The organism is Chitinophaga sp. Hz27, assembly GCF_042263525.1.
GTDB lineage: Bacteria > Bacteroidota > Bacteroidia > Chitinophagales > Chitinophagaceae > Chitinophaga.
This window is the reverse complement of record NZ_JBHKFJ010000007.1, coordinates 249,370-272,562: the sequence shown is the minus strand read 5'-3', so window position 1 is coordinate 272,562 and position 23,193 is coordinate 249,370. Positions and strand designations below refer to the sequence as shown.

At 42.5% G+C, this 23,193-nt stretch carries 18 protein-coding genes; 6 read left to right on the top strand and 12 right to left on the bottom strand.

Annotation, left to right across the window (positions count from 1 at the left end; genetic code table 11):
* The first annotated feature begins 415 nt into the window (after positions 1-415).
* From ACE38W_RS18140 to ACE38W_RS18125, 4 genes are all read left to right on the top strand, one after another.
* Positions 416-1,387, top strand: a complete 972-nt coding sequence (locus ACE38W_RS18140) for a polyprenyl synthetase family protein (RefSeq protein WP_375832871.1) — start codon at positions 416-418, stop codon at positions 1,385-1,387.
* 100 nt (positions 1,388-1,487) lie between these two features.
* A complete protein-coding gene (locus ACE38W_RS18135; RefSeq protein ID WP_375832869.1) occupies positions 1,488-2,084 on the top strand; it encodes a TetR family transcriptional regulator C-terminal domain-containing protein in 597 nt (198 codons plus the stop codon).
* A gap of 72 nt (positions 2,085-2,156) precedes the next feature.
* Complete coding sequence (lpdA, locus tag ACE38W_RS18130; protein WP_375832867.1) at positions 2,157-3,560, top strand: dihydrolipoyl dehydrogenase; 1,404 nt, start codon at positions 2,157-2,159, stop codon at positions 3,558-3,560.
* A 138-nt stretch (positions 3,561-3,698) separates the two neighbouring features.
* Positions 3,699-5,603, top strand: a complete 1,905-nt coding sequence (locus ACE38W_RS18125; protein ID WP_375832865.1) for a T9SS type A sorting domain-containing protein — start codon at positions 3,699-3,701, stop codon at positions 5,601-5,603.
* A gap of 610 nt (positions 5,604-6,213) precedes the next feature.
* Here ACE38W_RS18125 and ACE38W_RS18120 read toward each other — a convergent pair.
* On the bottom strand, positions 6,214-6,807 hold the full coding sequence (locus tag ACE38W_RS18120) for a Crp/Fnr family transcriptional regulator (protein WP_375832863.1): 594 nt from the start codon (positions 6,805-6,807) through the stop codon (positions 6,214-6,216).
* 537 nt (positions 6,808-7,344) lie between these two features.
* On the opposite strand from ACE38W_RS18120, the gene ACE38W_RS18115 reads away from it, so the two are divergent.
* Positions 7,345-8,901 carry a S41 family peptidase gene (locus ACE38W_RS18115; RefSeq protein WP_375832861.1) on the top strand — a complete coding sequence of 519 codons (1,557 nt, stop codon included), beginning with the start codon at positions 7,345-7,347 and terminating at the stop codon, positions 8,899-8,901.
* Between the two features lie 81 nt (positions 8,902-8,982).
* Here the strand turns inward: ACE38W_RS18115 and ACE38W_RS18110 are convergent, their stop codons facing one another.
* Together ACE38W_RS18110 and ACE38W_RS18105 are read right to left on the bottom strand one after the other, a co-directional pair.
* Complete coding sequence (locus tag ACE38W_RS18110; protein ID WP_375832859.1) at positions 8,983-9,840, bottom strand: sialate O-acetylesterase; 858 nt, start codon at positions 9,838-9,840, stop codon at positions 8,983-8,985.
* 430 nt (positions 9,841-10,270) lie between these two features.
* Entirely contained in the window at positions 10,271-10,648 is a 378-nt protein-coding gene (locus ACE38W_RS18105) for a hypothetical protein (protein ID WP_375832857.1), read from the bottom strand.
* Positions 10,649-11,143: 495 nt separating this feature from the next.
* On the opposite strand from ACE38W_RS18105, the gene ACE38W_RS18100 reads away from it, so the two are divergent.
* Positions 11,144-11,884, top strand: a complete 741-nt coding sequence (locus ACE38W_RS18100) for an FkbM family methyltransferase (RefSeq protein ID WP_375832855.1) — start codon at positions 11,144-11,146, stop codon at positions 11,882-11,884.
* Here ACE38W_RS18100 and ACE38W_RS18095 read toward each other — a convergent pair.
* The 9 genes from ACE38W_RS18095 to ACE38W_RS18055 are packed head-to-tail and all read right to left on the bottom strand — an operon-like array spanning position 11,876 to position 23,190.
* Entirely contained in the window at positions 11,876-13,123 is a 1,248-nt protein-coding gene (locus tag ACE38W_RS18095) for a WcaI family glycosyltransferase (protein ID WP_375832853.1), read from the bottom strand. The genes ACE38W_RS18100 and ACE38W_RS18095 overlap by 9 nt on opposite strands.
* Positions 13,123-14,529, bottom strand: coding sequence for an undecaprenyl-phosphate glucose phosphotransferase (locus ACE38W_RS18090; RefSeq protein WP_375832852.1), 1,407 nt, complete (start codon positions 14,527-14,529; stop codon positions 13,123-13,125). Before ACE38W_RS18090 ends, ACE38W_RS18095 begins: the two co-directional genes overlap by 1 nt.
* Positions 14,530-14,589: 60 nt before the next feature.
* Positions 14,590-15,324, bottom strand: coding sequence for an FkbM family methyltransferase (locus ACE38W_RS18085; RefSeq protein ID WP_375832850.1), 735 nt, complete (start codon positions 15,322-15,324; stop codon positions 14,590-14,592).
* Positions 15,321-16,421, bottom strand: a complete 1,101-nt coding sequence (locus ACE38W_RS18080; RefSeq protein ID WP_375832848.1) for a glycosyltransferase family 4 protein — start codon at positions 16,419-16,421, stop codon at positions 15,321-15,323. Before ACE38W_RS18080 ends, ACE38W_RS18085 begins: the two co-directional genes overlap by 4 nt.
* Before the next feature lie 5 nt (positions 16,422-16,426).
* A complete protein-coding gene (locus tag ACE38W_RS18075) occupies positions 16,427-17,860 on the bottom strand; it encodes a hypothetical protein (protein WP_375832846.1) in 1,434 nt (477 codons plus the stop codon).
* A gap of 7 nt (positions 17,861-17,867) precedes the next feature.
* On the bottom strand, positions 17,868-18,776 hold the full coding sequence (locus ACE38W_RS18070) for a glycosyltransferase family 2 protein (RefSeq protein ID WP_375832844.1): 909 nt from the start codon (positions 18,774-18,776) through the stop codon (positions 17,868-17,870).
* A gap of 11 nt (positions 18,777-18,787) precedes the next feature.
* Positions 18,788-19,498 carry an FkbM family methyltransferase gene (locus ACE38W_RS18065; RefSeq protein WP_375832842.1) on the bottom strand — a complete coding sequence of 237 codons (711 nt, stop codon included), beginning with the start codon at positions 19,496-19,498 and terminating at the stop codon, positions 18,788-18,790.
* Positions 19,491-20,834 (bottom strand): flippase, encoded by a 1,344-nt coding sequence (locus ACE38W_RS18060; RefSeq protein WP_375832840.1) that lies wholly within the window; start codon positions 20,832-20,834, stop codon positions 19,491-19,493. The genes ACE38W_RS18065 and ACE38W_RS18060 overlap by 8 nt, the downstream gene beginning before the upstream one ends.
* A complete protein-coding gene (locus tag ACE38W_RS18055; RefSeq protein ID WP_375832838.1) occupies positions 20,827-23,190 on the bottom strand; it encodes a GumC family protein in 2,364 nt (787 codons plus the stop codon). The genes ACE38W_RS18060 and ACE38W_RS18055 overlap by 8 nt, the downstream gene beginning before the upstream one ends.
* Positions 23,191-23,193: the final 3 nt, after the last annotated feature.

Below are 23,193 nucleotides of genomic sequence, written 5' to 3'. Positions count from 1 at the left end.
CAGATGATTATCTGGTCGTTATCTCCAAAAATAATAAATATCAAATCTACATAACGCGTTACTTAACCAATGGCATACACGAAAATGAAATAATATTTCAGCATGGCACATTAATTTTATTTCAGCATGATTTTCAAAGAATAATGGTATTGGAATTCATGGTTATACTATACTCACATGTAAGCGCTCATTCCTGAAAGAGGGTATGAGATTAGTTCCCTGTCACACAGGTAGGTGTTTAATTAGACTGATATGTCATGCAATATTGACCAGTAAAGACTTTATTGCTTCCAATTCCCGGTGACCATAAGACGCATTCCTCCTTTTGCTGCAGCATAGTGGCATTTGGGATTTGTTTTGTTGAATATTTCCTTAGGTCATTATCGTTATCTATTTACCGCTAAATACAATGAACATGAAATCGCCGGAACAGCTCAGGAATCTGTTTGAAGAATGGTTACATGATCTGCCTTTTCCTCCCCAGCCTGCAAATCTTTATGGCGCTATCAGGTATTTCCTTGCCAATGGCGGCAAGCGAATACGCCCGCTCTTATGTTTACTCGGCAATGAGCTGTATAACGGCCCTGGTACGGATGTCATGCATATTGCAACGGCAATAGAACTCTTTCATAATTACTCGCTTGTACATGACGATATTATGGATAATTCGCCAACAAGAAGAGGTATGGATACGGTACATGTCAGGTACGGCAAGCCTACAGCCATAGTGGTAGGGGATACGCTGCTGATCAGGTCTGTCGAAGAAATCAACCGGATTGCTGTACCTAACAGAAATAAGATCATTGGCCTATTCCTGAAAACAGCCAGGGAGGTCTGTGAAGGCCAGCAGATGGACCTGGATCAGGAAGCAGCGGGTATTGGCAATGTTACTTATGAAGATTACCTGCATATGATTACCCGGAAAACCGCCGTGCTATTGGCGGCCAGCATAACCCTGGGCGCAATGGCCGCACAAGTATCCTCCTATCAGCAGGAACTATTATATAGTTATGGTAAAAATCTTGGTATCGCTTTTCAGCTGCAAGATGATCTAATAGATGCTTTTGGCGACCCGGCAAAAACCGGTAAGCAACAAGGCGGTGATATCATTGAAAACAAAAATACTGCCCTGTTGATAAAAGCCTTGGAGCGCTGTAATCCACAACAGCGACAGCTGTTGCTGGATGCAATGGCAATGCAAAGCCCTGATAAAGTGCCGGCTGTGCTGACAATTTTTAAAGACTGTGGCGTAGATCTATGGGCGAAAGAAGAAGTTGGAATATATACCGATTATGCCTTTCAGAAGATTGATGAACTCAGTATGCCAGAAGAAGGAAGGAACATTTTACGCTCGCTGGCAACGCAATTGGTAGCTCGTCAAGCCTGATCCTAATATGGTTAGAAAATTAGGTGGAATAAAAAATATACCAATCGGTATAAATATTGTAACTTTGTGCAGCAGGCCAGAAAAATGTGTCTGCTGTCGCATGAAAAAATCTGAACAGACAAGAAATTATATTGTCGGGCAAACGGCAGATATCTTCAATAAAAAAGGATATGCTGGCACTTCCTTATCGGATATTACCACTGCCACCGGACTTACCAAAGGTAGTATCTATGGTAATTTTGCTGATAAAGAAGAAGTGGCAGTGGCCGTATTTGAATATAATGCCTACTTTCTGCATCAGCTGCTGTTGCAGTATTTCAACAAAAGCTACCGCAGCTGGAAAGACAGGCTGCATGGCCTTACTGACCTATACAGAGACCATTGGCTTACGCTCTGTAAGAAAGGTGGCTGCCCACTGATCAACGCCGCCATTGATGCTGATGATACTTTCCCTGCGCTGAAAGAAAGTACCGTAAAGGCTTTCGAAACCTGGACAAAAGAAATAGCCCGCATTATCGATGGTGGTAAAAAAAAGCAGGAGTTTCAACCACATATCTCCTCAAAAGAATATGCCCGGCTCTTTATTATGCTGATAGAAGGCGGCATCTTATTATCAAAAACCCTGGGGCAAGCCACACACCTGCAAATAGCGCTCAATAGAATCGATAAAATTATTGAAGAAGAAATAGTAGCCTGATTTTTTTGATATTTAATATACCGATTGGTATATTTTAAAAATGAATATTTTATTAAGATAAAAAGAGAAATAATGGAACAATATGATCTGGCGGTAATAGGCTCCGGGCCTGGTGGCTACGTAGCTGCGATACGTGCGGCACAGTTAGGCTATAAAACCGCACTGATAGAAAAATATGCAACGCTCGGCGGCACCTGCACCAATGTAGGATGCATACCTACCAAAGCCTTGCTGGACAGCACCCATCACTATCATGATGCCCTGCATAAATTTAGTACCCATGGTATCGAAACCGGGCCGGTACACCTGAACTTCACGCAGCTGAATAAACGAAAAAATGAGGTGGTACTGAAAAATACACAAGGCCTGGACTATCTCATCAAAAAAAATAAAATCACCCGGATACAAGGTACTGGCTCGTTTAAAGATAATGCCACCTTGCAGGTAACAGGAAATGATGGAACGATTACTACTTTAAAAGCAACGAAATATATCATCGCCACGGGTTCCAAACCGGCTACTATTCCGGGTGTCACGATAGATAAAAAACGCATCATCACCTCCACAGAAGCATTGTCGTTGCCGGCACAACCCAAAACCCTGGTAATCATCGGGGGAGGAGTGATAGGCGTAGAAATGGCGGCAGTATTCAGTCGTATAGGCACGACAGTTACCATCCTGGAATATGCTGACCAGATCATTCCTACCATGGACCGTGAGTTAGGCAGCACCCTGAAAAAAATTCTGGAAAAAGAAGGGGTGAATATCCACCTGCAACAGGCAGTGTATAAAGCGGAAAATCTGGGCGAATCCGCAAAAGTCTGGTATAAAAATAAAGCAGGCGAAGAACAGGAAGTTAGCGCAGATTATGTGCTGGTAGCAGTGGGTAGAAAGCCTTATGTACAAGGCCTCGGACTGGAAAATACCGGCGTGAAATTGAGTCCTGCCGGTACTATCCTTACAAATAAAGACCTGGAAACAGCCGTTCCTGGCATCTTTGCGATCGGCGATGTTATCGGCGGCGCTATGCTGGCACATAAAGCGGAAGAAGAAGCAATGTATGTGGTAGAAAAAATGCATGGGCATGCACATCAGATAAAATATGATTGCATTCCTGGTGTCGTATATACGTGGCCGGAAGTTGCCTCCGTTGGCGCCACAGAAGAAGAACTAAGGCATGATGGTATTCCTTACCGTGTAGGTAAGTTTCCGTTTTCTGCCAATGCCAGGGCCAGAGCGGGCATGGACACTGATGGATTTGTGAAAGTACTGATAGATACAAAATATGGTGAAATCCTCGGCGCACATGTTATTGGCGCCCGTGCAGCAGATCTCATCGCACAGGCAATTGCCGGCAAAACATTTGAAATCACAGCTGATGAAATGAGCAAAGCATTTTATCCGCATCCTACCTATGCTGAAGTAATGAAGGAGGCTTATGTAATTGGCTCCGGCAGGCCTTCGGTGAATATCTAGCATCGCGCAAAGATGCGTTCAACTTATTATTAGAACTAGTTGAACGCATCTTTTTCAATTGTGTAATTTTGGTGCAGTAAAGGGACATACTTTGGTGTAAATATTTTCTTTTGAATATCCCTCATCAAATTTTGTACTATGGCCCGATTTTACTCAATTTCCTTAATGTTGCGTAGTTTCCTGCTATTGCTAGCCTGTAATATAATTTTACAGGTAAATGCTTTTGGCCAAACCCCCACCTACGCCAATGCACAAACGAATAGCGTTGCTGGTTTGTGTCTCCTTTGTGGAGTGTCTAATCCAAATAACCCGGTGAATGCTGATCTGAGCGACTACTCCCAATTCAATATCACAGCTGGTCTTCTGGGTGTTAGTGTTTCCCAGACGCTCATCTTCCCAGCTGTAAGGACATCAGGCTGCGACTCACTTGTTGTCCGCATTGGTGCTACAAATAATAGTTTGTCTGCCAACCTTTTTGGTGGTATTACTGTCCAAACTTTTAACGGCAGCACTGCTAATAACGATGCCCGCATTGTAGATAGCAGCATGGTGAGATTACTGCAATCTAATACATTAGCTGAAATCCTTTTAAAACCCGGTCAGCCATTCGATAGGGTGAAAGTTACGCTGAACAGCTCATTATTAGGCTTGCTTACTGGCTTGCGGCTCTATTTTGCCTATGTTAATCCTGGTATTCCTCCTGCTCCTCAGTTTAAAGTGCCACAAGGGGTGGTATGTGGTCCTCAAAAACTGATCATTACAAACCATATTGCTGGCAACAATTACCGCGTCAATATGCATTATACTAGCTTTACCCTGCCTCAGCCAATTGACACTGCCTTCAATATCATTAATAATGATACAATTGTAACGCCAGACCCACAAACCTATATCTTCCTCCAGGCAAATATTGCAGTGCAAGCAATAAATCCATTTACAGGATGTCATTCTGATACAACGCGTCAGGCTTTCATTCAGGGAGGTTACGCTGAAATACCTACAGTGGGTGCAGACAGTGTTACCATTTGTAAGGGCGATAGTACAACGTTATATGCCTATACACCGAGTTCTACTATACCTACTATCAAGTGGTATAGCGACGCTACAGGCGGTAATTTGCTATATGTAGGAAGATATTTTACCGTAGCTCCAGCCATTACTACAACCTATTGGGTGACCTCTTCGCTTGACTGCGAACATAAGGAACGCAGGCCTGTAAAAGTAACAGTTGTTAAACTGCCAGACCCACAATATACAGTGCCGCAAGGATTCGTTTGTGGCGCTTCTAAGCTGCCCGTAAGCAATTATCATCCAGGGTATAACTATCGTGTACGAATTATTTATACCATTTTTTCTACGCTGTTGAAAGATACCAGCTATACAGTCTATCATCAGGATACGATACCAGTTGCGTCATTCAGTACCATAACAGGTGGAAATGCCCAGGTATTTGTGCAGGCAATCGATACAATTAGTGGTTGCCGGTCCGATAGTATCAGCCAGTCATTTACAGTGGGGGGAGTACCTGGACCACCAGTGATAACACCAAATGTTGCCAGCATCTGTGCGGGAGATACTGTGGTGTTCAATGGTACAGTTCCTGGCAGCAGCTTACTACAGGTGGAGTGGTTTACTACCTCAACAGACGGAAATCCAATATTCACAGGCAATACTTTCATCACCTCTCCACCTGCGTCTACCGTTTATTATGCCGGTAGTAGAGGTACATGTCGAAATAATGACAGGATAGCCGTGAACGTTACCGTCAATCAATGCGCAGGGCTAAAGCCTACCTCATCTGACCATTTACTGGAAATAGCCCCCAATCCAACAAGCGGCGAGGTCAGATTTGCTGGGAAATATTCCATGGAAGGACAATTGCTGATAGTTCGGGATTTTAACGGAAGAGAAGTTCAACGGGAGATATTACGACAAAACAGGTTCAAATTAAATCCTGATCTGTTATCAGGAATATATTTCATACAGGTAGTCCATAGAAATGGAACGAGTCTGACAGGAAAAATTATCCTTACTAAAAATTAAAAATAATATTACTGATAGGAGCTGTAAAACATACAATGTTTTGCAGCTCTTTTTTATTGATCAGTTATTCAAAAATAAAAAGGGACAATTGTAAGAATACAATTGTCCGTCAGACAGCAAATACCATTCTATTCTCAAAAACAGAAAAGCTCATTTCATCGGATAGTGGTACTATTATGGAGGATGTAATAGAATAATAAGTTTAGCATTTGCTTAAGTTTTAGGTATAGCGATAGATAGTTAGGAACTTTATAAGTTAATGGATCAGTGTTGCCGTTGAGTCGTATCATTCAGCTGCATGGCCTGTAGTTGTTGATGTTTACCGCGATCGTTACACGACGGTGCAACAATAGACCATTTAACAGTATTGCTAACTGAGACGTACACACGACAATTTATTACTCCTCATAAGTTTTGATGCGGCTGGTTCATTTTATTGAATCACCCTTATCCTTAAGGAAGGTGCAAAGTAAGTGCATAGCAATTTAAATGGTGTAAACAGAAGATCACCAAATAGTTACTTAAATATTAAACGTGTCAGAATCTTACGTAGAAAAAGGAATGGTAGAAATAACGGAGTGGCTGTATTATTAGGAATTGGGTTAAAGAGTTAAACGGCGTTTAGGGTGTCTGCGGCCAGTTGTCGGGTAGTGCCAGTAAGGTCAGCGATATCCTGCAGGGTGAGTAACCTGTTCAGAATTATTTCACGGTTGCCTACCATGATGGCTTTCTTTTGTAATTCTTCGTACAAAAGTTGAATACGTTCACGAGGTTCGTAGGACCTGATGTTGGCCAGCATGGATTCAGTTTTGTTCCATCGGTATACAATTTTTTCGAAACACCATGCGGCTACTTCAGGATCATGTGTCATCAGGTGTTTAAAAAAAGCGGGTTTGTATATTCTCAGCTGCGTAGCGGCGATGGCCTTTCCGAATTCACGAAAGGTGTCGCCATCCAGCATAGCGAGGTTACCAAAAAATTCGCCGGGAGTTACCAGTTCATAAATGTATTCGCGGCCTTTCCCGGATACACCACCCAGTTTCACAGCACCGCTGATAATCTCATAGATATCAGTATACTTATGTGAGGTATCATAAAGTTGCTTACCTCTTTTTACAGTCATAAGTTTAACGTTCTCCCTGAGGCCTGGAGTTTGTTTCCAGGTAAGGTAGTTGTATAGGCCTACTTCTGAAATTGTCAGCATAACCTTAAAATTATCAAGGGAAAATTATTAAATTTTAAATCCTTCGTTCGCTTTTTATTTTAACTTATTGTTACCTCTTGGCTGGCTGATATATTATTTAATAACTTGTTTTATAAGTAAATACAGGCACAGGTGAATATTAAATTACAAAAAAATATAATCAGCTAACGCAAAATAACAGTAATAAATTTCAGGAAGACTTTTGCTGGCATTTTACCCGCGTTTCATCGTTAGCACTTCCTGGGAGATGATGAATAGGTATTTGTATTCGCAATGTTGATTCATGTTTGTATAGACGTAGTTTATGGGCGCCCCTTTTGGGTGTCGTGCATTGATTTAAATTATAGCCTTCGGAACAAGTATTTCATCTCCGGGATATATTCGCATATGGGTCAAATATAAGATGTTGCAACGATTATTTCGCCATTTTTAGGCAAGTATCGCATTTTTTGAGCGCATTTCATCATGATTAGTGCTTCATGCATTAGTTTTCGTAGCTTGTGTATTCAATCAAAATAGAACCCACGAGCGGAACATATGAAACGGTTACTTATCTTAACTTTGCTGGCCCAGTTACCTGCATATTTTTTGGCAGCCCAAACTAAACCTTTGCCTGCGGCAGACAGCCTGAAGATCTTCAACAAAATACTTACTCCCAACCAGATGCAGGCAGACATAAGGGTCTTCCGTGCAATCAGGGAAAAAGCAAATTCCGGACTGTATCGCTACAAAACCAAAAAACAGATCGACAGTATCTATAATTGGGCGATGACAGTCACAAGAAAGCCTATACGGACTATCGAATTCTTCAAAATTATCTTGCAACTGACCGACATAGAAGGTAGTTGTCATAATCACACAGAGCCAGGCACTGAATTATACGCCTTCCTGAACCGTCAGAAAGGTTATTTCCCCTATGATCTGAAATACATCCAGGGGAAAATGATCTTCAACCAGCAAACAGCGGCCATCCCGGCTGGATCGCGGGTGCTGAGTATCAATGGTGTATCGGATACCGCCCTGATGCAGTCCTTCTATAAATACATGACCGCCGACGGCTATACGATAACGGAAAAGCTTTCCGGTAGCGTCAATCGAGCTTATGGTGTCCGTTATCTCCTGGAATATGGCATACAAGATAGTTTTAAGGTAGCTTTTACGCCGCCTTATTCCAATGAAATCAAAACGGCGACACTGGCTTCGGTAACACTGAGTGAGCGCAAAAAGAACCTCGTAAGCCGCTACAGCGCTGCGGTAGATAGTCTTATTGATTATAACGTGCAGCCGAAATACAGCTTCCAGATGAAAGATCCTTCCACTGGCCTGCTCAATTTCCGCATTTTCACCATGGCTGATGACGCGCAAGATCCAAGGTTTGCTGTGTATTCAAAATTTGTGGACAGCGTTTTCCAGCAGCTGGACAAAAACGCCGTACCCAATCTGATCATCGATATCAGAAGCAATCCAGGTGGCAGCGACCCTACCTTTGAAGAGCCGATGATGTACCTTACAGATCATCCGTTCAAGGAAAATTCACTGGCGTATATCATCTTCAACCGCGACTCTATTCCTTATATGGATCACTTCTGGGGCGTCAGCACCAGTAAAAGAATGGATTCCACGGATTTGGCCAATGGTCACCAGTTCCTCAACGAAAATTATCTGCCCTATAATACCAAAGAAGGAAAAAGCTTCCAGAACCAGGTAATGAACCCGGTTTATAACGCTAAGCAGCCAGCCTATAAAGGTCATCTGTACCTGCTGATAGATGAATATACTGCGTCTGCAGCCTCACACCTGGCCTCATTGGTAAAAGCTTATGCAAGAAACGTTACCATCGTAGGAGTGGAAACAGTAGGTGGATATTATGGCCATAACGGCCACTCTCCACTGGTATACCAGTTGCCGAATTCCGGGATTAAAACACAGTTTTCTTTTGTATATGTGGTACAGGATGCACCAATAAAGCCAGATCAGGCCGAAGGAAGGGGAACAATGCCTGACCATGAGGTATGGCAGACATTCGACGACTATATGAACAAGAAAGACACGCAGATGGAATATGTGCTCAAACTGATCAGCGACAAAAAATAAGAGCCAAAGCTTTCTTCATAAAAGAATGGACCAAAGGATCATCATCATGCTAATTTAGATGATCCTTTGGTCCATTCTTTTTTAATTTTCTTCTACTGGGTGTAATTGCTGTAGTTGTTGCTGGAATTCTGTTGCAGAGATATGTCCATTTGCGAATTGTAACTGTAACGCATATGTGTTTTCTGCCACGGTGGGTACACGGTTGTAGATGGCCTCCAACATTGCCTTTTCATGTGGCAGTGCTGAAATAATATGTTGTTTTTTGCTGAAGGCTTCAAAATATCGGATGCCGAACCGACGGAGAGAAGCCGCATCAAAATGGATTTTGTCTGCATTGGAGCTGAGTTCCGCAGCCGTTGCAAAGTAGCAGTTAGGCTGTGAAAGCGCATATTTCCATAACTGATCGTTGATGACATTATAAGCCGAAAAAGCTTTGCTATACATGCCAGTAACAAGGTAATCGCCTAAGCCTCCAAGTATTAGCGGGATTTCAGGGACATTCAATGCTTGCCTTAAAGCAGCTATCACGACAGCTAATTTATCTTTATATCGCTCCGCAGCACCTGGTAAACTATCGCTTTCTCCCTGGTGCCAGAGTATACCAGCCAGGGTACTGCTGCGTTGTGCCAGTCTTGCCTGCGTTACTGCATTCTCAAACAATGGGCCGTCTACCGCCCATTCGTCGATACTGGAGCCGCCATCAGCACAAGGGACCAGTCCAACCACGCTTGATGGGTCATCATGCCTTATCGCCGCTGCAAAAGACACCGCTAAACTAACCCCGGCAACAGGCCGGTCGTAGTTTACAGGTTCTGTCATGGTTTGCCAGCGCCCATTACGCAGCATTTTGATGCCTTCGTCCAGGATGACAGGCACCTCTTTTGCAAAACCACGACCCGCCATATTAGATTGGCCAATCATTAAAAATGAGTGAATCATATGATGAGTAACTAATTAATGCTAAATCTACTTGATCCCTATATCGCTGCGGATAGAATGCCCAGCCAGCTACAACACGCGGGGTTTACCGCTTTTTACTGCCATCCTTCTATGGACGACAGATAAATCTTCTTTTAACGTAACAACCATTTACACACATATAGGCTGTTTGGTTGTCATTTAACGAATATAGGATAAATGTCACATAGATGAGCCATTCTGTCAAATGTCCCGGTGATTTGTTGGAATTGGTGGGAATAATCGATCTCTCAAAAACATATTGTAAAATGTATACAATAGCAAGGGGAAGCTAGTCGCACAGAAAAATAGTAATGAAAAATAGTACAATAGTTGACAGCATGAAATTGATGTAGATTTGAGTTTATAAAGACCTATACCCTGAAAATTTTCGTGATATAGGCCTTTAAAATTACCTGTTGCAATTGGCTGTCCAGGTTTTCCCATCTCTGGCGAAACCTATTACCAGCTTGTCTTTGTTGATAGTAATTAGCCCAGTTCCAGATGATCCGATATTTACCATCGTATTATCATCTTTCCTTTCAAATTCAATCCCAGTTAAAGCAGGGATGTTATCAGAAAATTTGAAATTATATTGTGTTCCAATCTTTGTTACGAACACACTGCCATTGTTCTCCTGAATATTGGTGCCACTATCGGTGTAGGCTATACTCCCTCTAAATGTTCCAGCAAAAATATCTACATCCGCAGGATCTGTATTCTTACTACAGGAAGTCATTACAAATGCCGTCAATAATACAGCACAGCAGTTTTTCAATATAGATATCATAAAGATGGTTTTGGTTACAGTATATTATTGGGTATTCATAGACAATTTACATACCATCCAGAATTTTTCTTAAAAGAGATATCCCCGCAAATGCTTTCAGATATAGAGATTGCGCGTTTGATATGTCCTTTCACGTTAGTGTAATTTATTTCCATGCCAACATGAAAGAATGAGGGAGGTGTTACCCAATTTGGGTAAGATTTTGTTTGAAATGCTATAGTGTCGCAGTAGTATGCAACCTCTTGCATTCATTAATTATTAAATGAACTCCACGTTGTATGAAAACAATAATCGATTCCTATTAGAAAAACACTGATACTCGTCATCTGTGTTGTTCATTCATTCTACGCAAAAGATATTGAATGAACAAAATGAACATGGTTATAATAGTACTTATACTTAACTTCCGTATAAATGTCTTTTGCTATGAATAGGGTAGGGAGATCCGTTAAAAATGTGTTTGTATTCCTTCTCGTCAGGAAAGCGTTTTACCCTATGCATCTTTTTTTCTACAAGCTTAGTATGTTCGGTTTAGGTTTAAGGAATAGTGAAAACGATTATGTTACCGGAGAAAAAGCATTTATCCGATTCCTGAAATCACGTAAACTGCTGCAAAGTGGCGTTATACTTGACATTGGAGCCAATGTAGGGCACTATTCTACCATGTTGCGCAACTCGAATGTTACCTTACCAATATATGCGTTTGAACCACATCCTCTTACTTATCTCAAATTAAAAGTTATTGCGCAGGAAAGAAATTTTACACCTGTATGCCTTGGAGCAGGTGACGCATCATCGGAATCGGTGATCTATGACTACAATGGACAAGGAGGTTCAGAACATGCCAGCATGTACAAGGAAGTGATTGAAACGCTGCACCATGGCTTGGCGGAAGAAATCCGTATTTCCATGACCACGTTGGATGAGTTTGCCGCCACGAATAAAATCAATAAAATAGCGCTATTAAAGATTGATACCGAAGGGCATGAAAGGAATGTGCTGCGTGGCGCCACCAACACCATTAAGGCCGGAATAATAGATGTTATCCAGTTAGAGTTTAATGAAATGAACGTCATCTCTAAAACGTTCTTTAAAGATATTATTGACTTGCTGCCCAACTATGATTTCTTCAGACTACTGCCTGATGGCCCCTTATCACTAGGTACTTACCATCCGGTACATTATGAAATATTCTGTTTTCAGAATATTGTGGCAGTAAGAAAAGGATTATGCTGATACCGATAAAATGTCTTCCTCAAACTGCTGCATAATACTGTTTACCCCAAGATATTGCTCCGCATACTGCCTCGCATTATTTGATATCACACTATTTTCATTTGTTAACGCGTGCCTGATACCTGCTTCTAACGCATCTGTGTTATCAGCATCAACACTGATAGCTACCTGATGGTTTTTTACAAGATCATGCAATGTGGTGCCTTCATTTGCAGTAATGACAGCCACGCCGCCCACTGCTAATATCGTTGTTAGCTTAGAGGGCAGCACCAGATCACTGGCCTTGCTTTTCAATAATACCAGGTGTACATCTGCCATATTTAAAAACTCATTAAAAATTGATGCAGGCTGCAATGGCAGAAAACTGATATTGGTAAGATGATCGGCTTTTGCTTTATCCGCCAGTATTTGCGCATAGGGCCCTGAGCCGCATATTATAAAATGTATATTGTTGTCGGTATGCAATCTTCTGGCAACTTCCAATACATGTTCAATTCCTTGTTTTTCGCCAACGGCGCCGCTGTACAAAATAATCTTCCGATTCTCCGGATGACCAAATTTCTGCTTTAGTACTGCCTTATCAGGCAGCGGATAATACAACTTAGTATCCACCCAGTTAGGGAATAAATTGACCTGTTTTCCGGCTTTATTGGCAATGTTCGTCACCATCTGCGGGGAGATGCTGCTCACCATATCTGCTTTGCGGAAAATAAATTTTTCTAAGGAAAACATTTGCTTCAGCAGCCAGTTAGATTTAATCATTCCCAGATCGCGTGCGGCTTCTATCTGCATATCCTGGATATGATACACGAAAGTAGCTCTCCTGGTCAGTTTATAACATAAGCCCAGCAATCCAAGATGGAAAGCTGGCGCAACGATCAATACCATATCATATTTTTTCCCGAACATCATCGGGAGTAGCCGCATTGTAGCGGAAACATAAAAACTGATATCCTGTAATACTCTTCTGCTGCCACTGGGCTTTGCAGGTACATACATCGGACAACGATAAATATTTATCGCATTGTTGCCCGCCTGATGTTTTTCATCAGAGAAGAAGAATTTTTTATGCTGATATTCTGGTGCTACTTTCCATTGTGGATAGGATGGATAGGAGGTGATTACCCCACATTCATATCCTTTGGCAGCGAGCCACTGCATGAGTTCTCCGTTATATTTGCCTATGCCGCTGGGTTCTGGTGTATAATATCCGCTGATTAATAATATCCGTTTAGTCATTAGAATGCATTTTTATCTCCCCTGATCATATTTACAATGGTCTGAAATACGATCTGTATGTCGAGCCAAATACTATAATTCTCTATATACCAAATATCGAAATTGATTCGTTTTTGTTGTTCCTGTAATGACTTGCATTCACCACGGCAACCATTGATCTGTGCCCAGCCGGTGATGCCGGGCTTTACCTGGTGCCGCAGCATATAATGTTTAACGGTTTTCCGCATTTCTATGTGCATGGGCGTACAGTGCGGGCGTGGCCCTACGAACGACATCTCTCCACGCAACACATTAAAAAACTGCGGCAATTCATCCAGATTGGTTTTGCGTAGCAGCTTTCCAATAGAAGTAATCCTGGGATCATTTCTGGCCGCCTGTAAGTATTCGCCGCTATCGCCTATCTCTTCACAATTCACACGCATGGTCCTGAATTTATAAATGATCATACGTTTATTTTTCAGGCCCCATCTTTCCTGCCGGTAGATCACAGGGCCGGGAGATGTAACCTTTATCAGCAGAGCAATGAGTAGGAACAACCAGGAAAATGCTATCATTAACAACACCGTAAACACAATATCGAAAGCACGTTTTAACTGCTGTATTCCTATGTCATCTAACGGGGTTGCACGTATGCTTATTAATGGGAAATGGCCGAACAAACTCATCTTAACCATACTCGTGCAATGCGGGTGACAATCAGCGATAAATTTTACCGTCTTAGCAGCTTGTTCGCTGGTTACAATGATATGTTCTCTTTCTTCCCTGGTACTTTGGGGCAATGCCAGTACTACGTCATCGATTTCATGTTTTTCAAAGATGCGGGTCAGCTCTGATATGTTGCCCAGATATTTGCCGTTAACAGCTTCATTTGGGGCTATGTCCACAAATCCTACACATTGATAGCCGTACTGATCATTGGCAGAAATAGTTTGCAGGAAATGTTGCCCGGTTTCACCTGCACCTACGATCAGAATATTTTTCTTACCTAAGCCATAGGAACGCAGTCTTACCAGCAATTTTTTGACAGCAAGCTTTGTAACCAGCATAGTTACATACATGCTGCAAGTATAGATGCCCATAAAGAGCCGAGGCGAATAGAAATGTTTAAAGAAATAGAACAACACGAATGTGAGGATACATACGTGTAACAGCAATGTTTTGGTAATGGCCATAAATTCGTAAGAGAACGGCCTCGATCTGAAATCATCATAAAGATGCGTACTATATTGCCCGGTTATCAACCAGGTAATCTGACTAATGAATAACAGCCCCAGTTCTGCAGGCGGAGCTATTCCCGGATGTTTCAACAACAAGACCATTTCCTGGGAAAACAGGAATGCACACGCCAGCGCTATGCAGTCTGTCAACTGGCGGAATAGTAAGGGTCTTTGTACAATGAGTTTCATAACACAACACCTAAAAGTTAACAAATCGACTCTACTGAAATCATACATTTAACGGGTACATCACCTTCTCTTATATAGCAGGTCCATTTGCAGGATTTGCAATTTCCCAGATTGTAGAAATCCTACAGGGGCAATAAATTCAAAACCTAGTGACTTTACAAAATGATGCATTTCATCAAACAATGGTTCGCCTTTATATAAGGCAACAAAACTGGTTTCAAAAAGCAGATAATCTATTTGCTGTAAGCAATTCTCAGCACCTAGCAGTACCTCTTTCTCAAATCCTTGAACATCCATTTTTAATAGTACCGGCCCTACAACCGGATGCTGTTCTATTACGTTGTCCAGGCGCATAACAGGTACCTCTGTCAGTACGGTGTGTGCGGCGCCAGGCTCCAATGCGATCAGTTCTTCACTTACTTCCAGTGCTGAGCTGGCATGTGAATAATTATTGCTATAGAATTTTAACATGCCATCTTTACTTCCCAACGCATAGTTGTAGGCGCTGACCTGATCTGCTTTTTTGGTATTTTGTTTCAATGTCTGATAAACATCCGGGAGGGGTTCGAACGAAAGTATTTTTGCATGAGGAAATTTATAGGCTGCCGCCAGTGCAAACTGTCCTTTGTTTGCACCCACATCAATGATTGTGTTTAATTTGGGGATATAATGGCTGCAGTTGTGCATGATCTGCGTGGAGGCCACGGATGCACCGTTGCGCCACAATCCACTCAGGCCTTTGCCTGATTGAAGCATCACCTTTGCTGCATCTGCCATTTTAAATATCAGGTTCATCTTTCAAACTTTTTTTGCCAACAATTTTGATAAAAATCTAATGTAGCCGCTACTGTTTTCTCCCAGGTAAATCGCTGTACCTGGATCAGGCCACGCTGTATTACCTGGTGCCGTAAACTGTCAGATTCCAGTTCCTGCATGCGACACGCAAATGCCTCCGGCAAAGGCTCATCCACTAATAATCCTGCATCACCCAAGACTTCCGGAATAGATGTTTTGTTACAGGCTACCACCGGACAACCGGCTTTCATGGCTTCGCCGGGTGGAAATCCGAAGCCTTCATAAACGGAAGGATAGAGCAAGCAAAAAGCCTGATTATACAAATGATTCAAGGTCTCTTTACTTACAACCGGTAACAGGTGATATCTGTCAGGCAGGAGTTTTTCTAGCATGGCCGTTTCTGCTGCAGATGCCATACCTCCACCCACAGCAACCAGCTGATAGGTTTTCGGTAACAAAGCAACCGCCTGTACTGCTGTTTTAAAATGTTTATAATGACTTCTGGCGCCGACATACAGCACATATGCCGCCATTTTTTTTCGGGCTAGCACCGCTGGCCAACGTTCCTCATCCATCACGAAGAAGCTGTTGCCAATACCATGATGTATGACACTGACAGCTGTTGACCTTGCCTTGGGATAGAAATGATATAGTTCGTTCCTGGTGCTTTCTGAGATGCAAATAATACCATCCGCTTTTTTAATGCCATAGGCTTTCTGCGTGGTATTAAACAAGCCTCTCGGAAATCTGGTGACTAGCTTGCGCTCATGTGCAAAGTCATGCACGGTGAGTATATTCAAAATGTTTTTTTGTGGAGATACCCGTAGATATCCTGCATGATAGACAGCGCCTGCTGGAAGTTTATACCGCAAAGGAAGATAGCGTAAAAGGCCCGCTGGTAGCTTGCTTTCACGTATGCATGGCCAATTACTATATTGCAGCTGTTGTTCGAATACATTATCAGCAGTAAGATTGGTATTAAGGAATGAAATCTGCTGTCCGCTGTTGCAGATCCCATTCAATAGCTCGTACCAGTAGGCAGAAACACCGCCTGCCTGCTGAATAGTAAAAACAATATTGTCCAAATAGATATTCATAACATTTAAGCTAGTGCAGTGATAGCCTCCTCACTATGCAGCGATGGCGATATTTCTCCATATACGCATAACAAAGAGGTCATCAACAGAAATAAATCTATCTGACTAAAAAAGAAACATACGGCAATAAATGCCAGGTAGTTTTTTTGAAATTGTGATAAGCCGGGCCTGGTCCTGGTAACTAACCAGAATATAAAAGAAAGGCCTACCAATCCATATTCGGCCAATACATAAAACCAGCGCATATTGAGATTATGGCCGCCCACACCTTCAAACCTGTTCTCATAGCGGAGGTTCCCATTAAAATAGCTACCCGGAATGAACATACTATTTCCGGGTCCATAACCGGTTACCAGCAAGTATGGATTGTCCTCTAAAAAATTTACTACCGGCAATTCCATGTCACGCTGTAATGGAATCCCGAGATATACGTTATCCTGCTGCCAGAATTTAGTATCATAACGATCAACTGAACGTTGCAACAACATCTGGTAGATAGGTTGGTTCCTGTTTTTCAGGTAAAGTTTCATCATCACATCTTTCATCCCTGCGACGAACATGAACAGCGCTACGATTATACCTAAACTGGCAAGTATTTTCATCCGTACTACCGGCCAACGGGAGAGCAACAGGAACACTATTGCGGCGCTGAGGATATTTGTCCAAAATGTTTGGGAAGAAGTAATGGTAGCCATCACAAATGCCCAAATAGCATACCTGTATTTCCTGTTATGGAGGAAGATGGGTATGGTGATCGACATAAAAGCACTGAATACTTTCGGCTCCGCAAAAAAGGCCTGAATTCGTATGCCGAGGGGGCCATTTATTTGCTGTACCATGTATCTTTCCTGCAATCCCAGCAACTGTCCAAGTATCTGGTTTTTCATTATTACGAGTACAAATAACTGTATAACTCCTATCCAGCAGGAAAAAACGGCTATACGCATCATGGTATTGGTGAAAGCCTCGAAAGATAAAGAGTGCCGGTCTTGCACAATCTTTGAGCCGATGGAGAACATCGGTATATAAGTTTTGAGATAAAAATAAATGGGTCGTAAATAGAAGCTCGTACCACTGCCTGACCATTCAAATGGATTCTTATAGAATGCAGCGATCATCATCACGGATACCTGTAATATCAATGGCATCAATAGCAGCCATAGATAAGAATTGCGAATATACAATCTGCCGGTAAACAGCTGATGAAGCTGTTCTACCATGATAAATGCTGAGACAAAGAAAGAAGCGGTAAAAGTAGGTCCTACGGAAATCATGGTATAGGCCTCAGAGGCAAAGGCATATAGAAAAGTTTCAACAATGTTGATACGTTTTTTATAATAGAGAAATAGCAGTGTCGCAGCAATGATGAGTGGCATCATTTCTTTGAATATCTCCACCAGGAGATTACTGCTTTTTAGATTTAAAATTTCAGCTTCCACAGGGTTACTATTTTGCCATTAGTCGTGTATACAGCTTCATCAGCCTTGGACTTGTTTTAATAAAATCTCTTACCATCAGGTAGGTTCTGCTGGGAGAGAATATTACTTTGTTTTCGAAGTTGTCTGCTTCGATATCGATCTTTCTTTGTTGAGGATGTATAACATCGTTTATTTGTCCATAAGAGATTTTATCGAACCAGGATGGAATACGCTGAGTATGTGTACTTTCTGTGTCGTATCCTATATTGCGTACCATACTTACATTTGGAGCTATTACCCATCCTTTGTTGAACCAGACTGATAAGAACCATTGTATGTCCCAGGTGTCTAGTTTACCATTAAGTATCCATTTATAGTCATGCAATAGTGTTCTGCTGAGTCCTGCCGTGCTAAGATGCCGGTATTTGTTCAGTGAGAAATCATAGTGCTTCCATGCGCGCCGCCAGGTGGCCCATCCCCATATATGTGGCATACGGGAATAGTAATAGGAGCTAGTGCCACGGCGCTGGCCAAACTGGAAGTTGCTGCCATTAATATGCATGATGTATTGATCATTGCGATAGAAGTGGAGCATTTTGGTACAAAAATTAAAGAAGCTAGGATCAGGCATACAATCATCTTCCAGTATGATACCTTCTTCTACTTGGTCAAAAAACCAGCTGATGGCGCTACTCACTGCTTTGCCGCATCCCAGGTTGGTGTCCCGGAATAATGTTGTTACCTGGCATGGCCAGTCAATCGCTTCCAGGGTGGCTGATCTCGTAGCTTCACACTGCGCTCCTTCCTCAGGGCGGTCTTTTCTTGGGCCGTCTGCGCTTATGTATAAACGGCTTGGTTTTACCGCACGCAGGTGCCTGATAAGCTCCAGCGACTTCGCTTTTCTGTTAAAGATCAATATCAGCACGGGTGTATTCATCTCCTGGTATTTTAATCGTTAGGACCTGTATAATTTCCCTGCATGTCGCGGAAAAAATAAGTGTAATAAGTTTTGGCAAAAACGCCGTAGCCCTTCTGGTGCATGAATTTCAGCAGGTCGCTGCTGGTGCCTTTCTCCAATTCATAGGGTTGTGATTCTACCAGCACAAAAGCCGGACGATACTTTTGCCAGTTGTTGGAGCGAAGCACTTCCAGGTCCATACCCTCCGCATCTATGGTGAGGAAATCTATAGCAGTAGATTTGAGGTGCTGATCCAGGATAGCCGCCAATGGCCTTGTTTCTACTTTTTTACTGCCTATGACTTTGTAGCATGACTTCTGCGTATATTCTTTCACCTTCTCGGCAGAGAAGGTATTTAATGCCGGCTCATTAAAGATGGAGTAGGTTAGTTCCTGCGGCACACTACTGACACCCATCTCGAGATTGATGTCGCCGGGGCGGTATTTGTTGAAAAGCTCCATAGTGCCGGGCATGGGATCTATATTAATACCTCTCCAGTTTTTTTTATAGAACAGGTAGGTATTGGAAAAACGAAAAGGGTGATGTGCGCCAACATCCACATATACGCCATCTTTCTTTTCATCGAAGATTCGCTTGAGTAGCAGATCTTCACCTTCTGAGCTATATGCGAGCACACTGTACCTGAGCCGGGGAAATAGCCTGGTTGCCAATCTTTTTGTAAGATCTTTCACATTATTCATCAGTTAGGGGATTATTGGAGTGAATGAATAGTTGTTTTCCGAAACGACGACGAGCGAAAACAAGGGCTTGAGCAACATCTGCGTACATGCGTGACGGATAGAGCATTTTCCAGCTGAGCCATACTGCCTGTCTGCCTTTGTCCAGCAAGACAGTCATAATAAATACGGTGCTGTATGCGGCTACTGTGGCTATTGCAGCACCTTTTCCGCCGAAAGCAGGAATAAGAAAGAAGTTTAGAATTATGTTGACCACCAGGCCTCCTACATTGCCGTAGAGATAAAGTGCATATCTTCCTTCAACAAATAGATATTGTACCAATACCATCATTAAGAATACCGGGATGACCGCCCAGATATGTATCTGCAGGATAATGCCTGCATGTATGTAAGCGCTGCCATAGAGCCAATTCATCAATGGTTTGGCGGTAAGACTAATTCCCAGCGCCAGTATTGTACTTAACAAACAGGAAGCGCGCAGCCATTTTTCAATAGTACGCAGATATACCTCTTGGCCTTCAGATTTCTTCCTGAAAAGAATTGGCAACATAGCAGTACTGATCACGGTAGGTAAGGCGTACCATAATTCGGATATTCTGATAGCTACCACATAGTTTCCCAGCTCTGTAGGCGTGCTGAGAAAGTTGAGCAATATATTGTCTACTTTCATGAATAATACCACTACCAGTCCTCCCAGTATCAATACCCACGAATCTTTTAGCAATCTGCCTGCCATTTTGAGGTTAATAAACCGTGTATGTAAAGCCGCATGGCGCAAGTATTTCACAATTATCCAGGAATAGGCGCAAGCCAGTTCCGACACGGCCAGCCAGAGAAAAACAACTAAGTCGGCATTAAAGAATATCGCCAGCAATCTGAAAAGCGAGAACGATAAAAACATGGTAACCTTTGGAATGATCACTGATTTCAGGCTTTTGCTAACCTGGTAATAACCGTCCATGACATCGAAAGATTGAAACAGGATAGTAGTGCTGGAAAACGAAATACAGAGCAGATATAATGGATCAGGGTTCATGAAGTATACCAGTCCTATGCTGGCGGCCATGCAGAGCAGGGATGACAACATCCGCATAGAAAGTATAGTCGATACCGTTATTTCCGAACTTTGCTCGCTCATCAGTTCCTTTATGATGAGCTTATCCATACCGAGTATGGCAATGCTTCCCATGATGGCGCTCACGGCGATGGTATAACTCCAGATACCAAATACACGGGGGCCGAGGTGGCGAGCAAGTAATGCCAGCACCAGTATTCCTGGAAATAGCCTGCTGATTTTATCAGCGAGCAACCAACCCGTATTTTCAAATAGTTTATGCAATTCTTTTCGCTGTTTTTTTGATCAATGATCGCCAACCACCTTTGCGGCTGATGTTTTCTTCGTAGCTATATTTACCATAGTAATAAAAAGGATAGAAGGAGTGTTGTTCTATACCATTAAATACAAGTCCTTTTTTCTTGAAATAGCTCTCGCGTAATACCTCTTCCATCTGTACCAGCTTGGCTCGGAGGGTGTAGTTGTAACGGATGGTAAAGAGTGTGCAATCGACATATTGTGCGATGCTTTTAGCATCGGATACGATACCTACAGGGGAAGTATCTATTACTATATAATCAAATGCAGATTTCAGTTCCTGTAGGAGGGCTACCATGCGTTGACTCTCGATCAATTCCACCGGATTAGGCGGGATGGGGCCAGAAGACACGATATACAGGTTTTCGCTATCCGGTACCTTACGTACAATTTCCTGCATTGTTTTATGTCCCAGGAGGTAATTGGTAATCCCAGTACTATGGTCCATATTTACAAATGCGGAGAGCTTGGGTTTGCGTAGGTCCATTTCCAGCATTACTACTTTTTTACCATTCACCGTCAATGAATTGGCAATATGCGTAGTCAGGAAAGTTTTGCCTTCTCCTGAGACGCTGGAGGTGAGCATGATAGTAGCGGAGCCTTTATGATCCGCTAGCAGGAAACGCAGGTTTGTGCGCAGGTTGAGTATTTGTTCTGTGAGCACCGATCTCTGTGGCAAAGAAAGATCAGTCGCTTTTTCATTCTGCTGGAATATTTCGGCGATCACTGGTAAATCAAATATTTCTTCTATCTCCGGCCTGCTAATGATTCTTGGATTGAGGAAATATTTTGTGTAGATATAGATGCTGACAGCTATTACGGCCAGTAAAACGAAACTGATATACACCAGTGGTTTCTTAGGGCTTACCGGATCTTCTGGTACATAAGCAGGAGCGATTACTTTATTATCAGTAACATTACTTGCATTTGTAACGGAGGCTTCTTCTTTCTTTTTCAACAGGAAGAGATAAAGGTTTTCTTTAACGCCCTGTTGCCTTTTGATATTGACATATTCCCTGGTATAAGAAGGGATTTGAGCTATTTTATTATTGATACCATTTACTTTTTGTTGTGTTTGCTGCTGTATTACACCCGCATTTCTTTTATAGCCATTGATATAATCCCGGATTGTGTTTCGGGCGTCGTTTACTTGTGCTGTGGCACTTTCCATGATTACGCTGCCTGGCTGGAGCGAAAGCGATAACCTACGATTTTCGCGTAGTGCTTCTTCGTACCGGTTGATCATGGAAGTGAGTGTGCCGTCCACGCTACCACCTACAGGAGCAAAAGGGTAATTAGCGTTAGGATTATTGATATAATCTTCTACCTGGTCGAGCACAGAAACCTGCATATTGGCATCACTGAGGCGAGTGTCGGCTTCTTTTACCTGTTCCAGGGCTAGTTTGGAGCTGGCATCTATATCAGTGATGCCACGTTGAACTTTAAAATGTTCTTCCTGACCTTCCAGCAAGCCTAATTCTCCTTGAAGACTGTCGATGCGTGCATTGAGGAAGTGGATGGTATTAAGTCCGGATTTATTTTTGTCGCTGAGCGTGTATTCATTGTATTCATCCAGGAGCGCATTGAGGAAATCGGCGCTGCGCTGTGCCACCGGGTCTTTATAGCTCAACAATATAACGGTAGCATCTCTGTTAACTAATGTAGCATTGATATTTTCCACTGTTTTGGTAGCAAGCTCAATGACAGAATCTATAGCAATGCGGTAGTTGCCTGGTAAGGCCTCGGTGGCTGCCGGATTGGTATAAATGGCGAAAGTATCTCTGCCAAAAGTAAATGGCTGATCAGGGAGTACAGATAATACGGTTGTCCCGGATTTCTTTCCTGCTTTGGCTTTCAACGTATAGCCTTTGTTTGCAGCAGTTACATCAAATGTGTAATTACCAATACGGGCTTTATTGCTTAGCACTTTAATCAGTAGCGGAGGATTGTTATACCATTCTTTGGTATGAAGCGGTTCTCTGATAAAATACCGAAGGTTGAAATCGTTAGCGCTGATGACACGCTGGAGCAGTACTGGTGATTGCAACAGTTCCATTTCATTCTCCATATTTTTCCCATCTTTAAAGAGGGATAGTGATTTGAGGGCATCAGCTTCATCACCGCTGGTTTTTTTATCATCGCGGATATACAGGCGTGCGCTGGACATATAGTCAGGCCTTGCATATTTGAGATAGGTATAACCTGCGGTAGTAGCTAACAGGATTGCTATCAGGTATAAAGGCCAATGGAACAGCATTTTCCGGAGAAGGTCGGAAAGGTCCAATGCCTTGGTGGTATTATGTACTACTTTCAGTGGCGCCATATA